The organism is Bacillus cereus group sp. MG1 (assembly GCF_040460035.1).
Taxonomy (GTDB): Bacteria; Bacillota; Bacilli; order Bacillales; family Bacillaceae_G; genus Bacillus_A; species Bacillus_A cereus.
The window spans coordinates 398,412-414,282 of sequence record NZ_JARVGY010000001.1 but is presented as its reverse complement, the minus strand read 5'-3'; the positions used below and the strand labels follow the sequence as shown (position 1 = coordinate 414,282).

Here is a 15,871-nt window from a genome sequence, read left to right as displayed (position 1 = left end):
ACGTTTGTATGTCAATATTTATAATTTATTACACACTAAATTTAGTATAGAGATTGAATCGAGTTGTATTAATCGGTAGATTGACAAAGGAGCCAGAATTATACTACACAAAACAAGGCGTCGCTTATGCACGAATATGTGTTGCGGTGAATAGAGGATTTCGAAATAGTTTAGGTGAACAACAAGTCGATTTTATTAATTGTGTCGTTTGGCGCAAATCGGCTGAGAATGTAGCTGAATATTGTAAGAAGGGGTCGCTCGTTGGGATTACAGGGCGTATTCAGACTAGTAATTACGATGATGAACAAGGCAAGAGAATATATAGAACTGAAGTTGTGATTGAGAGTATTACCTTTTTGGAGAGAAGGCGGGAGGGGGCATCGTAATAAAAGGTGATTTTAAGTAATAGCTTCGGAAAAAATTGTGGAAAGTATTTTAATAAACTTAAAGAGGGGATACCGCCAGCTTTTTTGAAAAAATAAGTAAAGAGTATACAAAATTTTAGAACGTTTTTTGGCTAATCCAGTAACAAACGAGAACCATAAAACCCATCACAGGATAGGAATGTATAAAAAGATGAATCGAGTGATAGAAAATAAAAAAAGGGATTCCTTCTGAGAGTAAGGAATCCCTTTTTGTTGCAACCGATAATAGGACGTTATGTTAATTAGAAATGTATATGATATTCATAAAATCCGAACTGTTCAATTTGTTAAAAAAAACTATAGTTGAAATTCTTTCTTTATAATTTCAGCTACTTCTGTAGCATTTAAATTCGTATTATTGATCCTTATATAATTTTTCTCTGTAATTTCTCCTTCTTTTGAATTTAATCTAAAATTTTCAAATGTGCTTAATAAATTTTGTTCAGATTGTTCAATCTTTCTTTTCGTTGGCTTATGTTCAAGTCGATGAGGTGTTTTATTTCGTTGAAGTCTTTCTTCTACATCAGCTTCTAATTCAACAAAATAAATATCAACCCCTTGGGAACGAAAAATATTACATATACTTTCAACATCATCCCAATCTTTCTTTTCATTAAACGCCCATACGTATGTAAAAATCATTCCATAATGTTCACTCTTTGAAAATGATTGAAATATTTCCTTTCGGAAAAGATGGGTTAATCGCCACATTTCCGAAGAGAATCCATACAATGGCTCCAATAAATCAATTGTCATATGGTTATGAAATAATTTTAAATCAGTCATCTTTGCTAGTTCTTGTCCAACTGTCATTTTCCCAACTGCTTGTGGCCCAAATATCAAAACAAACTTTTTCATCGAATTCCCTCCAAAAAATAATAAGACATTAATTATAAAATAAGAGATTCTGTAAATGTATCACAATCAAAATATTTTGTAGAATCTATATACTTTTCTGCCTTTTGTATTTATAAAAATAGTTGTCTTCCAATAACGAAAATTATGTAAATAAGCTATCCATATGGATAGCTTATTATATTTTTTTGTTTAGCGTGTTTTTTTCAAAAATAATGGCGATGCCTCAAGAAATGGATAAAAAATAAAAATTATCGGAAACGAAAGCTTTTAAAATCCCGTTCCTAATTTAAAATGTAAAAAGAATGAAATAGTATGGTAGTGGGAAGAAAGTAGTAAAATTAAGCATCCGAGTAGGAGTATAGAGTGATAACATGTTACAATACAGCTAAGAACATGCAATAAAGGAGAGTTTTTTACGTGAAGATTAAAGCAATTGAACCGACGCCAAGTCCAAACACAATGAAAGTTATTTTGAATGAAGTATTACCATCAGGAGCACGTAATAATTATACAAATGAAAATAAAGAACAAGCACCAATGCAAGTGCAAGAAATTTTGAAAATTGAAGGCATTAAAGGTGTATATCATGTAGCCGACTTTTTAGCAGTGGAGCGAAATGCGAAGTATGACTGGAAAGTTTTATTACAACAAGTTCGTGCTGTTTTCGGCGAAGAAGTAGTGGAAGAAAGTGAAGAACAACAACTTGCTCATTTTGGAGAAGTGAAAGTGTTTGTTCAAATGTTCTTTACAATTCCAATGCAAGTAAAGTTAACAGATGGAACGACGGAAGAACGTGTTGGTTTACCTGATCGTTTTAAAGAATCAATTATGAAAGTGCAAATGTCTGCACCAAATGTTGTAAAAGAGCGTAAATGGGTGGAACAAAGTACACGTTACGGTAACTTTGAAGAAATCGGGAAAGAAGTAGTAGAAGAGATTGTTGCTGCTTATTCAGAAGAACGTGTAAATGAAACGGTTAAAGAATTATTAAATCAAGCAGGTGCTGTTGAAGTAACGATCCAAAAGCGTGAGCCATATAAAGTAACAGAAGAGATGATGAAAGATTCTGACTGGAAAAACCGTTTTGCAGCATTAGAACAAATGGATCCTACTGAAGAAGATATTCCAGTGTTGAAGATGGCGTTAGATGATGAAAAAGTTTCAATACGCCGTTTAGCAACAGCGTATTTAGGTATGGTAAAAGGTGATGAAGTATTACCGTTATTATATAAAGCGTTGTTAGATCGCTCTGTAAGTGTTCGCCGTACTGCAGGAGATTGTTTATCAGATGTAGGTGATCCGGCAGCGATGTTCGTTATGATTAAATCTCTGAAAGATCCAAGTAAATTAGTACGCTGGCGTGCAGCGATGTTCTTATTTGAACTTGGAGATGAAAGCGCGATTCCAGCATTAAAAGCAGCGCAAGATGATCCAGAGTTTGAAGTAGCGATGCAAGCACGTCTAGCATTAGAGCGTATTGAAGGCGGAGAAGAAGCAAAAGGTTCTGTATGGAAACAAATGACGGAGTCACGTAAAGGGGAATAATGTATGATTGTTTTCTATGATAGTTGGTGTCCGATGTGTACGGCTGTTGCAGAACGTACGAAAAAATTAGATAAAAAGGGTAAGATGAAATTTGTTTCATTTCGAAATGAAGATGTAGTTGAGAAGTATGAGCTTTCTCAAGAACTACAAAGTAAGATGGAACAAAGACTGTATATTTTTAAAAATAATAAGTGGTATGACGGTATTCAGAGCATAGATGTATTAGCAAAGGCCGTTCCATCTTATTGGTTTGCAGTTCCTTTTATAAAGCTATCTATCGTACTTGGTTTTGGAAGTAAAGTATACGATTATATCGCTAACAATAGAAAACTTGTTCCAGTGGGGCATTGCCGCGGTGGGGTTTGTGAAATCCCTACAAAAAAATGAAATCATCGTTATCTTTCTTTTGCACCTATTAATAGAGCGTGATATGATGAATTTGGAATGAAAGTTGAAGGAGAGATTACAAGATGTCAAATGCTTATGAAGAATACATGCGCCAAATGGTAATCCCAATGCGCCAAGAGTTAGTGCGTTCTGGGTTTGAAGAGTTAACTACAGAAGAAGCTGTAACAGAATTTATGGAAAATACATCAGGTACAACTTTAGTAGTTGTAAACTCTGTTTGTGGTTGTGCAGCTGGTTTAGCACGTCCATCAGCAGGTCAAGCGGTTGTTCGTGCTGAAAAACAACCTGATCATCTTGTAACTGTATTCGCAGGTCAAGATAAAGATGCTACTGCAAAAATGCGTGAATACTTCGGAGAAATTCCTCCATCTTCACCATCTATGGCATTATTAAAAGGAAAAGAAGTTGTTCACTTCATTCACCGTCATGAAATTGAAGGTGCAACTATGGACGAAATTATTACGAACTTAGAACAAGCTTTCGAAAAGAATTGCTAAAGAAGGGGGAGAGTAAATCTCCCTCTTTTCTTTATATAGAGGTGAAACAATGATCGTAACAACAGCAGGAAGAACGAATAAAGAAATGACAGATTATGCAAAGCAGGTAGCCGCAGAATTAAATCGTTCATTCGTTAAACGTAATGACATACCAGTACATAAGCTGCATGAGCAGTATGAACAAGATGTGCTTGTCGTAGGGAAGAACCGATTAGCTATTTATCCGAAAGGTACGGAAGAATCGTTTTTCTTTCATCCGAACTCAGCGATGTTTCGTGTGAAAAGGTTAATGCGTGGAGAACACGATCCGTTTGTACAAGCCACGCAATTAGAGAGAGGAATGACAGTGTTAGATTGTACGCTCGGGATGGCATCAGATAGTATTGTAGCTAGTTATGTTGTTGGTGAAAGCGGAAAAGTAACAGGACTTGAAGGCAATGAGTATATGGCTTATATTATGGAAAATGGTTTGAAAACATGGTCTTCATCCGTTTCTGAAATTGATGAAGCAATGCAAAGAATTCAAGTAAAGCAAACGGAGCATTTTTCATTTTTAGCGCAATGTGAAGACAATAGTTACGATGTCGTTTACCTTGATCCGATGTTTGAAGAAACTGTCATAGAATCCGACGGAATTAAAGGATTAAAACACTTCGCTTTGTATCATGATATTACTGATGAAACAATTGCGGAGGCAAAACGAGTGGCGAGAAAACGTGTCGTTTTAAAAGATTATTTTCGTAGTTCTAGATTTGAAAAACACAATTTTTATGTATACAAAAGAAAAAGTGCTAAGTTTCACTTTGGTGTAATTCACCCTTGCTAATTGTTTGAAAAGATGTATAATAAGCAATAATTAATTAAATATACTGTCTGTGATGAAGAGAGTAGTCTTTTTTAGAAGGAAAGCGAGCTAGGGATGGTGTGAGCCTAGTACGGAAGAAAAAGATGAAGCGCACTTCGGAGATGCTTCTTGAACGAATAGTAGAGAAAGCCGAGGCCCCCTGTCCTCGTTATAAACGGGAAAGTGGTTCGTAACGAACAACAAGGGTGGTACCACGGGTTAAAACTCGTCTCTTTTTTAGAGACGAGTTTTTTGTGTTTTAAAAAATAAGGAGGTTGTATCATGGATTATAAAATGCAGTTTGCGGAAAGTTTATCTAATATTTTCACGAATGAATTAACGCAAAAACAAATTTTAGATTTAATTGAAACACCGAAACAAGATGAATTTGGAGATGCAGCGTTCCCATGCTTTTCATTAGCGAAGCAATATAAAAAAGCACCAGCTCTTATCGCAAAGGAAGTTGCTGAGAAATTAAATAATCCGTTTTTTACGAAAGTAGAAGCCGTTGGTCCTTATGTAAATGTATTTTTCAATCGTGAAACTGTAAGTGATGCAGTATTAAAAACAGTTTTAGCGGAGAAAGAAGAGTTCGGTCAAAACCACTTTGGCTGTGAAAAAACAGTAGTAATTGATTATTCCTCTCCTAATATCGCGAAACCTTTTTCGATGGGGCATTTACGTTCTACAATGATAGGAAATTCGCTGAAACATATCGCTGAAAAATGTGGCTATGAAGTTGTAGGGATTAATTATATAGGAGATTGGGGAACACAGTTTGGAAAGTTAATTACGGCTTATAAAAAATGGGGAAATGAAGCAGTAGTTAAAGAAGATCCAATACGTGAGCTATTTAAGTTATATGTCCAATTCCATGAAGAGGTAAAAGACGACGAAGAACTAGAAGAAGAAGGACGTGCTTGGTTTAAGAAATTAGAAGAAGGTGATGAAGAAGCGGTAGAGCTTTGGAATTGGTTCCGTCATGAGTCCCTTAAAGAATTTTCTCGCATCTATGAACTTCTCGGCGTAGAATTTACTAATTTTCAGGGAGAAGCATTTTATAATAATTTAATGGAAGATTTTATTGGGATTTTAGAAGAACATGAGTTGCTTGAAGAATCAGAAGGTGCATTAGTCGTTAATTTAGAAGAAGAAGGAATGCCGCCTTGCTTAATTAGAAAATCAGATGGTGCGACGATTTATGCAACGCGTGACTTAACGGCAGCTTTATATCGTCAAAACACTTATGGGTTTGATAAAGCGCTATATGTTGTTGGTCCAGAACAAAGCTTACATTTCAATCAATTTTTCACCGTATTAAAAAAACTTGGCTATACTTGGGTTGATGGTATGGAACACGTACCGTTTGGCTTCATTTTAAAAGATGGTAAGAAAATGTCGACACGTAAAGGAAGAGTTATTTTACTTGAAGAAGTACTCGAAGAAGCAATCGAACTTGCAAAACAAAATATTGAAGAGAAAAATCCAAACTTAAAACAGAAAGAAGAAGTAGCAAAGCAAGTCGGTGTTGGTGCAGTCATCTTCCACGATTTAAAAAATGAGCGTATGCATAATATCGAATTCTCATTAGAAAATATGCTGAAATTTGAAGGAGAAACAGGACCTTACGTACAGTACACACATGCACGTGCTTGTTCTATTTTAAGAAAAGAAAGTGTAGAATTTGAAACATGTACATTTGCTTTAAAAGACGATCATAGCTGGAGTGTCGTAAAATTACTAAATAAATTCCCGCAAATAATTGAAGCAGCTTTCAATAAAAATGAGCCATCGATTATTTCGAAATATATATTAGATGTAGCACAATCATTCAATAAATATTACGGTAATGTTCGTATATTAGAAGAGAGCGAAGAAAAAGACAGCAGACTCGCATTGGTTTATGCTGTGACGGTTGTATTAAAAGAAGGATTACGTTTACTTGGGGTGGAGGCACCTGAGGAGATGTAACATAGTAGTAAACTGACAAACTGGGTCTAGTATAAACCTGGTTTGTTTTTTTATTGAATATATATTTTTTTGGCAAAATCAATTAAAATCTTTTTAGAGAGGGTGATTCATATTGATTCGAACTTTTATTTTACAAATTCCTTGTCATAGAAGATTAGATAGGAGTTTTTTTAAACTACAAAAGTACATACCTTTATGTGCGCGTTGTACAGGCATGCTTATTGGTATTTTAATGTTTCCAATTTATTTTTATATGACACCTTCATTTCTTTTGGCAATCATACTATCATTTTTCGCTCAAATTCCGTTACTTATCGATGGGTTCACCCAAAAGTGGAAATGGAGAAGTAGCTCAAATTTGCTAAGAATAACTACTGGTGTATTAAGCGGTAATGGTATGGGATTATTCATTTCCTCTAGTGTTATATGGATATTATCTTAAGATATATAGTAATGGAGGTATTTACATAGATGTTCTGGATTTATTTAATTCTAATTTTTATTTCAGGCGGAAGTGGAATTGGTTTTATGATTCAAAATAAGTATACAGAAGCAATAATAGCTTTTGTTATTTGTATACTATTGTTTGGGCTACTGTATTATTATCTTAAAAGAAACAAAAGAAAGAGAAAAGCAGATTGTGACGATTTAGACTGTACGGATTGTTTTGATTGTGATTGTACTTGTTAAATTTTTCTTCCAAATAAAAAGCTAGTGTATTATTAAAAATACACTAGCTTTTTTGCTTTGAAATTTTAAGAAAAGTGTAGGAATACGGCTATTATATAGAGAACTTTAGTTTTGTATATAAAAGGAGGCGGAAAAATAATCTGTTTTGAACCACATTGGATTTCTAATATGGCTTCTTATTTACTAGATGGGGAGAAACAATCGGAATTTATTCAGCTAGGTGTTTTGCAGAAATTATTTGAAAGTGATACGCAAAGAAATGGTAAAGATGGCAATATAGGCATGAAAATACCGATATATTTAAGTGAATTAGGTGTGAAAAATATTGAATGTAGAGTAAGCGATAAAGTGAACTTTTTAGATTCAAATATGCATCACAATGATAAAAACGATTTGTATCAATCATTAAAAGAAGAGGGGATTGCAGGTGATCCGGGTGATAAGCAACAATTTGTAGAACGTTTAATAGCCAGAGGATTAACATATGATAATGCGCTAGCTCAATATGAAGCTGAACTACGATTTTTTAAAATATTTCATGTGTATTCTTCTTTTGTATACGCTCCCAATATGAAAATTACATTTGGTGACATAGTTTGTTAAAAGGTATGATGTATAAGGCTTGTCGTTTAATGTCGATAAGTCGATATTCGACATATAATCGCTGATATATGTTAAGAATCGGTCGATATAATTTGAAAATCGCCGATATAATTTTATGTACTAATTTCAGCTTCTACAAGATTAAAACCGCATGTTACGTTATTCCATATAATTAAACAAAATACGGAGAAAAACAATCATTTTTACTATATTTTGTTATAAATTTGAATAATATTAATTAATAACATCTATTATAAGAGATTTTAGTTGAATACATACTATATGGTGTGTAAAATCTAAGCAAGTAGCAGTTTAAATATAAATTCGAGGTGAATGCATGCTAGATTTTAAGCAGTTAGAAACTTGTTTAAAAGACAAGAGATTTGTAGATGGATTACAGGAAATAAATAATGAAATTGCATATATAAAAGAAACGAATACTTTATCCTATGTGAAGAATTGGCTTGCCAATATTCCTTCGCATAAGGAGTTCGATATATTGATTCGCCTTACTGATGAAGGGCTTATGCACCAATACAGTTCATTCCTCATTCGTTACGCTTATAAAAAATTCCCAAATATGAGAACGCTCTCTTTATATTGTGATGAGTTAATTGATGAGCGGAAAATTCTTGAAGCGGAGCAGTTGTTAAAATCTTCTTTAGAAGAGTTAAGTAAAGAAGAAATAGATGCAGATTTTTTAGCGAAAACATATTTTACGTTAGTACGATGTCTTTTAGAAATGAAACGAAACGAAGAAGCGTTAATGTATATGCAAAAAGCAGAGGAGTACAGTGCGCGCGCAGTGTTTGATAAATGGGGCTACGTTTATATGCATACAGGTGAATGGGAGAAAGCGGAAGAACAATTTATTGCTGGCATGCAGCATGAAGATTGTGAAGAGTTATCTACCTATTTATTATCACAATTGTATGCGAATAAAGGAGAACAAAAACGCGCGATACAGTTAATCAATGATGCGATTGTAAAATTCCCACAAGTACCATATTTTCATTTTGAGAAGATAAAGTATTTATTAGATTTAGAGCAATATGAAGAGATGTTAGCGGTAATAGATAATATAAATACTCAGCTGCCATATCATGCCTATAATACTTACTTTGTACATTTACGTGCAGAAGCGCTGTACAAAATGAATAAATTTGCAGATTTACAAAAACTATTAAAAGAAGAAAAGAGTTTAAAAGAATCTTTATATCATAATTTAGAAAAAAATCCGGATGGAAAAAAGGTTCACTTGCCGATAGTTCCTATTGTACAAAAGGATAATTATTGTGTTCCGACAAGTTTAGAGATGACGTTGCGTATATGGGGAGAGAAACGTACACAAGATGAAATAGCAGAGTTTATTTTTGATATGACAGGTTCGAAGTTTTCAGATACTGTTTCTTATTTAGAAGAATTAGGTTATGAATATCGTTATTTTAAAGGGAATGAAGAGAATTATAAGAGACTGATTGACGAAGGAATTCCTGTTTTATTAAGTATAGATATTGAGCATGCTTCACACGTACAAGTTCTATCTGGATATGATGATACATTGCAAGCTTTCTATGTTCAAGATCCAAACTTTATAGAGCCAGTTCTTGTGGAATATAGTAAAGTACAAGAAAAATATCGTTATACAGGCTGTTTAGCAATCACGTTTGTTCCGAAAGAAAAGAAGGAGCAACTAGAGTTTCTAAGTGAAGAAGAAAATCGTTATTTTAAATCTATTTTTTCTCTTACTGATCATTTAGATGAACATGACAAAGAGGGAATTAGTAACCTAGTACAATTTTTAAAAGAAACGAGTGATAATCCAAATACGTGGTTATATACGATAAAGCACTTAGATGTTGAAGTAGATAAAGAATTTATTTTATATTGTATCGATAAGTTAATGGAAAAGTTTCCGAACTCGGACTTTGTTAAATTGCATGGTGCACAGTGTTTTATTCGTCTTCAGGAAGTAGAGAAAGCGGAGCAAATGCTGACAAGCGTTGAGAAGAAAAATAATCGTGCTTTATATCATTTAATAAACGGAAGATATGCGTTTGAACAGGAAAGTTATCTAGAAGCGATTTCAAGCTTTCGTTTATCGTTACAATTAGACGCAGATCAGCCTATTGCTTGGAGTTTTCTAGCTTTATCCTATATGTATATTGATCAATCTGAAAAAGCATTGCAATACTCTCAAGTTGCGTTAGAGCGTAGTCCTGAAAGGTTCACTTTAACAAATCACGGTTTAATATTAATAGATTTAGAAAGATATGAAGAAGCATATGAAATCTTTAATGACTTGTTAAAAGAGTACAAATATGAAGCGCATGTATGGTATGAACGAGCGAGATGTGCACATCAACTAGGGAAATTATATTTAGCAATAAAAGGGCTTAAAGTAGCGATTCATTTGGATAGTAATGCACCTTACATTTATACGAAACTTTCGGAAATATACGAATCTGATTTGAAGGATGAGGAAAGTGCGAAAGAAATTTTATTAAACGGTATTGAGAATTGTGATGATAAAGCACCTCTTTACGTAAAATTAGGTGATTATCATTTTCAAAATGATAGCTTGGAAGAAGCAGAAGTATTGTATAAGCGTGCTTTAGAAGAAAATGATGAGGATGTTTATTCTCACTTCGGACTTACACAAGTTTATATGGCAAGAGAACAATATAAGGAAGCAAAAGAATATATTCTTGGTCTTGAGAAGCAAATTGAAAAGAGTCAAGATTTCCTCATGAATGCAGGAATGGTTTTATGGGATGCTGAAATTGAACTTGGTGGAAATGAAGAAGGGTTTAAAGTAGCACTATCTAAGTTAGAAAATGGTATAAAGAAAAGTGATTATAATGTAGCAAGTGCGTTAGATGAATATGTGAATCGAATTAAAGGAACGGAATTTGTACAACGAGGTATAGCATTTTTAAGAACGTTACACAAAGAAAGAAATGAAGTAAGTGAGTACGGTTGTTATGCAGGTATTTTATATGAATCTATTGGACAGTACGGCCAAGCGATGAAAAGATATAATAAGGCGATAGAACAAATGGAAACGGCATTACCGTATTACCGAATTGGTGAAACACTTATGGCATTAGGGCAATTGACGGAAGCAAAACAAGCGTATGAAACATGTTTAGAGCTTGATGGGAATTTCGTAGGTGTACATTTACAGCTTGCGGAAATATACGAAAAAGAAGAAAACCGTTCTAAAGAACAAAGTCATATGGTTCAGGCGATGAAAGAAGAGCCGTTGCATATTAATATGGAATATTTAGCACAGCTTTCAGTAGATATGAATCTTCAGGAAGAATTGCTGACTGAACTAGAGCAATTAGCAGACGAAGTACCTGAAATATGGCGTTTAGATGCGATTGCATATGTGTACGGAGCGATGAATGAAATAGATAAAGAACAAGCACAGATTGAATACGCGCTACAATTAGATGGTGAGCATATAGAAGTTCTATATCATTATGCAAAAGTATTAGTGAAAAAAAGAAATGTAAAAGCAATTGAAGTTGCAATGAAAGTAATACAAAAAGATTTTGATAATGAACGTATATTTGATGTTTATGTAAAAGCAGTAGAGCAACATAAAAAATTGTCTAACATACGAGATTTTCTTCATACGTTAAAGGTGAAAAAAGCAGAAAGAAGTACAGCATTCATGTATGCTGCAGCTGCGGTTACGGAAATATGGATTGAACGCCAGCTGCATGAACAGCCGAAACGATCTATCATTACGAGAGCTTTTTATCGTATGAAAAATCGTGCGAAAGAAATTTCAATGGTTACTATGATAATTGATTTATATGAAATCTCTTTAAAGTTAAATCCGAAAAATAGTATGGCAGCACAGCGATTTGCGCTATTTTATGAGAATGTAGAGATGAATAAAGAAGCAATAGAGATTCTGCACACGTCACTAGAAAATAAATGGGATTATGAAGTAGCGAAGCAACTTGTAAATCTTTTCGTTGAGTGCGAGGAAGAAGATATGTTAAGAGATGCTTTGGAATTAACGAAGCAAATGGTTCGAGAACTACCAGATGATTATGATACTCTTCTTCTGCAAGCACAAGTATTCTTTAAAGCAGGGGAAGAAAGAAAAGCAGAAAAGATTATCTTACAATTAACAGAGCAAACACCGTTTGTAAGCAGAGCATTTCTTGCTTTAGGAGAAATATATCAAAGTCAAGAAAGGTTTGAAGAGGCAATTCAAGTATTAGAAAATGCTTCTATACATCATCCAAATGAAACAGTAATTCTTCTTTCTTTAGCGTCTTCATATCATGGTGCCGGCCAAACACTAAAGGCAGAAAAAATAACAAATGAAGTATTAACAATGGATGCAAGTGATTTGTTAGCAAGATATGATCGTGCTTGTTATTTAGCACAGTTAAATAGAAATGAAGAGGCGAAGGAAGAGCTTGAAATTGTCCTTCGTGAGGATGACTCGGGATTCTTTGTTGAACTTATTGAGGATGATGAAAATTTAGCAGCATTGCGAGAATTTGAAAAGTAATTGTATAAGAATAGGAGATAAGGATAAGAATATATTTTGAATTAGTTGACAATTAGTTGCTAAATGGCATAAAATAACTTTTAACAAAGTATACAAATCTGAAGACGAGAAAGAGTAAAATAGTGAACTGTTCTCCAGAGAGCCGGTATATTGCTGAAAGCCGGTGGGCAGAAGTTATTTGAAAATCATCTCCGAGGAGACGAGGCTGAAAGTGAGTAAGCCCGGACGGATGTCTACCGTTACAAAGAACACGTATGATAGTACGTTGCTAAGCGCTATTAGTGAAAAAGCTAATAGAATTAGGGTGGTAACGCGGGTAAACCCGTCCCTACTTCATAGGGGCGGGTTTTTTGTGTGCTTTTAAAACATTCAAAGGAGTGATTGTAGATGAAGAAAGTAGATGTAAAAGAGTCAGCTGTAGGGAGAGAAACACGTATTCGTAAGCAGTGGAACGAACAAAGCATTTTTGAACAATCAATTCAGAATCGAGAAGGCGCGCAATCGTTTGTGTTTTATGAAGGACCACCAACGGCGAACGGTTTACCACACGTCGGCCATGCACTTGGTCGGGCAATTAAAGATTTAGTAGCAAGATATAAAACGATGGCTGGTTATAAAGTAGTAAGAAAAGCAGGATGGGATACACACGGTTTACCTGTAGAACTAGGTGTTGAGAAGCAACTTGGTATTTCTGGTAAACATGAGATCGAAGAATATGGCATTGAACCATTTATTCAAAAGTGTAAAGAGAGTGTTTTCACATATGAAAAGCAGTGGCGTGAATTCACTGAAAGCATCGGTTATTGGGTAGATATGGATGATCCATATGTAACTTTAAGGAATCCATATATCGAAAGTGTATGGAATATTTTGGGGACAATCCATGAAAAGGGATTGTTATATAAAGGACATAGAGTTTCACCATACTGCCCAAGCTGCCAAACCTCATTGAGCTCACATGAGGTTGCACAAGGGTATAAAACAGTAAAAGATTTAAGTGCAACTGTGAAGTTTAAAGTGAAAGATAGTGAAAATGAGTATTTTTTAGGTTGGACCACAACACCTTGGACACTTCCAGCAAACGTTGCGCTTGCTGTCCATCCAAATATGGAATACGTTAAAGCAAAACAAGAAAGTCATGTATACATTGTTGCGAAAGAACGTGTACAAGAAGTATTAAAAGAGAACTATGAAGTATTATCTGTTCATAAAGGCGAAGAATTATTAAACACATCTTATACAGCGCCATTTCCGATGAAAGAAGTTACAAATGGTTACCGCGTTATTGCAGCAGATTTTGTAACGGGAGATAGTGGTACAGGACTTGTTCATATTGCTCCAGCATATGGAGAGGACGATTATAGAGTTGTTCAAAGTGAAGGATTGTCATTTTTGCACGTTGTAGATGAAAAAGGTGAGTATACAGAAGCAGTACCATTTTTGAAAGGGAAATTTGTAAAAGATTGTGACGTGGATATCGTTCGTTATTTAGCGAAGGAAGGTTTACTGTATCATAAAGAAAAATATGAACATAGCTATCCGCATTGCTGGCGTTGTGATTCACCACTACTTTATTATGCAGGAGAAAGTTGGTTAATCCGAACAACTGCAATTAAAGATACATTTTTACAAAATAATGATTCTGTTACTTGGTATCCGGATCATATGAAACATGGACGTTTTGGTAAGTTTTTAGAAAATATGGTGGATTGGAATATTAGCCGAAATAGATATTGGGGAACACCATTAAACGTGTGGGAATGTGAAAGTTGCAATCATCAGTTCGCACCGAAGAGCATTGCCGAATTAAGAAAGTATAGTACGAAAGAAACACCAGAAGATTTGGAATTGCATAAGCCGTATGTAGATGAAGTACAAGTGTGCTGCGGGAAATGCGGAGGCACAATGAATCGTACACCAGAAGTGATTGATGTTTGGTTTGATAGTGGTTCTATGCCATTTGCACAATATCATTACCCATTTGAAAATAAAGAGTTATTTGAAGAGCAGTTTCCAGCGGATGTTATTGCAGAAGGAATTGATCAAACACGCGGCTGGTTTTATAGTTTATTAGCAGTATCAGCACTATATACAGGAAAAGTACCGTATAAACGAGTGTTATCACTAGGGCATGTTTTAGATGAAGAAGGGCAGAAAATGTCTAAAAGCAAAGGAAATGCACTAGATCCAGTTGATTTAGTAGATAAATTTGGTGCAGATGCGCTAAGATGGGCTTTACTTGTTGATAGTGCCCCGTGGAATGCGAAGCGTTTTTCTGAAAGAACAGTACTGGAAGCGAAATCTAAATTTGTAGATACATTAGTCAATGTGTATAGCTTCTACGTTTTATATGCAAATTTAGATGAGTATAATCCGAAAGAAACGTATGATGTAAAGCTTACGAAATTAGACGAATGGGTATTATCAAGATTGCATAGTACAACGAAAAAAGTGAGAACTGCACTTGATGATTATCAATTTACGAATGCAGCTCGTGAAATTGCAGCACTTGTAGATGAAGTGAGTAACTGGTATGTAAGACGCTCACGTAATCGTTTCTGGGAATCTGGTATGAACGCTGAGAAAGCAGCTGCGTATGAGACACTTCATGAAGTGCTTGTAACAATTAGTAAATTAATTGCACCATTTACACCGTTTGTCGCGGAAGACATTCATCTAAATTTAGAAGGAAGCAGCGTTCATTTAGCTGATTATCCAGTTGTAAATGAATCACTACTTCAACCGAAATTAGAAGCGGAAATGGATGCTGTTTTACAAGTTGTTGAACTTGGAAGAAGTAACCGTAATCAGCATTCTTTAAAAGTAAAACAGCCGCTAGCAGAACTTGTATTACTTGAGCATAACGAGAATGATATGGATTGGGAATCTTATCGTGATATCGTTATGGATGAGTTAAATGTAAAAGCATTCCATGTTGAACTCGATGAAACAAAATACACATCATATCAATTGAAGCTTAATTTTAAAACAGCGGGGCCGAAATTCGGTAAAAATGTGAATGCAGTGAATGGTTGGCTAAAACAATTATCACAAGAAGAAGTACAAAACTTTGTATCAACAGGAAGAGCAGTTTACGAAGCAACACCAGGAAAAGAAGTAGTTGTAACTGCTGAAGATGTGTTAGTTGAGAAAGTTGCAAAATCAGGATTCTCTAATACGACTAACGGACAATATACAGTTATGTTAGATACGAATGTAACGGAAGAATTGTTGCAAGAAGGAGTAGCGCGTGAATTCATTCGTGCGGTTCAAGAATATCGTAAACAGTTGAATTTACCAGTTAATTTACGAGTCGATGTTATTCTTGATACAGAAGTAGAGCTACAGCGAACGTTAACGAACCATAAAGATTTATTGGAAGAAAACTTACTCGTTAAACAATTTACATTTGGTCACTTAACGAACGAAGACGATGAACTTTCTTTAGGTGAAACGAAAGTTCGAATTAAATTAAGCGCGGCTCATTAAA

General features: G+C 34.7%; 11 protein-coding genes, 1 pseudogene and 2 other annotated features. Of the genes and pseudogenes, 11 read left to right on the top strand and 1 reads right to left on the bottom strand.

Annotation, left to right across the window (positions count from 1 at the left end):
• Positions 1-53 precede the first annotated feature (53 nt).
• Positions 54-386 carry a single-stranded DNA-binding protein gene (locus QCI79_RS01995; protein ID WP_001082769.1) on the top strand — a complete coding sequence of 111 codons (333 nt, stop codon included), beginning with the start codon at positions 54-56 and terminating at the stop codon, positions 384-386.
• A 336-nt stretch (positions 387-722) separates the two neighbouring features.
• Here QCI79_RS01995 and QCI79_RS01990 read toward each other — a convergent pair whose 3' ends face one another.
• Entirely contained in the window at positions 723-1,283 is a 561-nt protein-coding gene (locus QCI79_RS01990; protein WP_000714949.1) for an AAA family ATPase, read from the bottom strand.
• A gap of 417 nt (positions 1,284-1,700) precedes the next feature.
• On the opposite strand from QCI79_RS01990, the gene QCI79_RS01985 reads away from it, so the two are divergent.
• From QCI79_RS01985 to ileS, 10 genes and pseudogenes are all read left to right on the top strand, one after another.
• Positions 1,701-2,828, top strand: coding sequence for a conserved virulence factor C family protein (locus tag QCI79_RS01985; protein ID WP_000692580.1), 1,128 nt, complete (start codon positions 1,701-1,703; stop codon positions 2,826-2,828).
• 3 nt (positions 2,829-2,831) lie between these two features.
• Positions 2,832-3,215 (top strand): thiol-disulfide oxidoreductase DCC family protein, encoded by a 384-nt coding sequence (locus tag QCI79_RS01980; RefSeq protein WP_000634884.1) that lies wholly within the window; start codon positions 2,832-2,834, stop codon positions 3,213-3,215.
• An 83-nt stretch (positions 3,216-3,298) separates the two neighbouring features.
• The gene (locus tag QCI79_RS01975; RefSeq protein ID WP_000063706.1) at positions 3,299-3,733 is read left to right on the top strand and encodes a BrxA/BrxB family bacilliredoxin; all 435 of its coding nucleotides are present in this window, start codon (positions 3,299-3,301) and stop codon (positions 3,731-3,733) included.
• A gap of 49 nt (positions 3,734-3,782) precedes the next feature.
• Positions 3,783-4,559, top strand: a complete 777-nt coding sequence (locus QCI79_RS01970) for a class I SAM-dependent methyltransferase (RefSeq protein ID WP_000637451.1) — start codon at positions 3,783-3,785, stop codon at positions 4,557-4,559.
• Between the two features lie 40 nt (positions 4,560-4,599).
• Positions 4,600-4,814: a binding site (T-box leader), on the top strand.
• Between the two features lie 45 nt (positions 4,815-4,859).
• Positions 4,860-6,548 carry an arginine--tRNA ligase gene (argS, locus tag QCI79_RS01965; RefSeq protein ID WP_000384921.1) on the top strand — a complete coding sequence of 563 codons (1,689 nt, stop codon included), beginning with the start codon at positions 4,860-4,862 and terminating at the stop codon, positions 6,546-6,548.
• A 112-nt stretch (positions 6,549-6,660) separates the two neighbouring features.
• On the top strand, positions 6,661-6,990 hold the full coding sequence (locus tag QCI79_RS01960; RefSeq protein WP_000621475.1) for a DUF2085 domain-containing protein: 330 nt from the start codon (positions 6,661-6,663) through the stop codon (positions 6,988-6,990).
• Between the two features lie 29 nt (positions 6,991-7,019).
• Positions 7,020-7,238 (top strand): hypothetical protein, encoded by a 219-nt coding sequence (locus tag QCI79_RS01955; RefSeq protein ID WP_000498601.1) that lies wholly within the window; start codon positions 7,020-7,022, stop codon positions 7,236-7,238.
• 117 nt (positions 7,239-7,355) lie between these two features.
• Positions 7,356-7,841, top strand: a pseudogene (locus QCI79_RS01950) (class I SAM-dependent methyltransferase); the annotation flags it as partial.
• A 337-nt stretch (positions 7,842-8,178) separates the two neighbouring features.
• Positions 8,179-12,381: a bacteriocin-processing peptidase family protein gene (locus QCI79_RS01945; protein ID WP_000883847.1), complete on the top strand. Its 4,203-nt coding sequence runs from the start codon at positions 8,179-8,181 to the stop codon at positions 12,379-12,381.
• A 92-nt stretch (positions 12,382-12,473) separates the two neighbouring features.
• Positions 12,474-12,714, top strand: a binding site (T-box leader).
• A 54-nt stretch (positions 12,715-12,768) separates the two neighbouring features.
• On the top strand, positions 12,769-15,870 hold the full coding sequence (ileS, locus tag QCI79_RS01940; protein ID WP_021728397.1) for an isoleucine--tRNA ligase: 3,102 nt from the start codon (positions 12,769-12,771) through the stop codon (positions 15,868-15,870).
• Position 15,871: the final 1 nt, after the last annotated feature.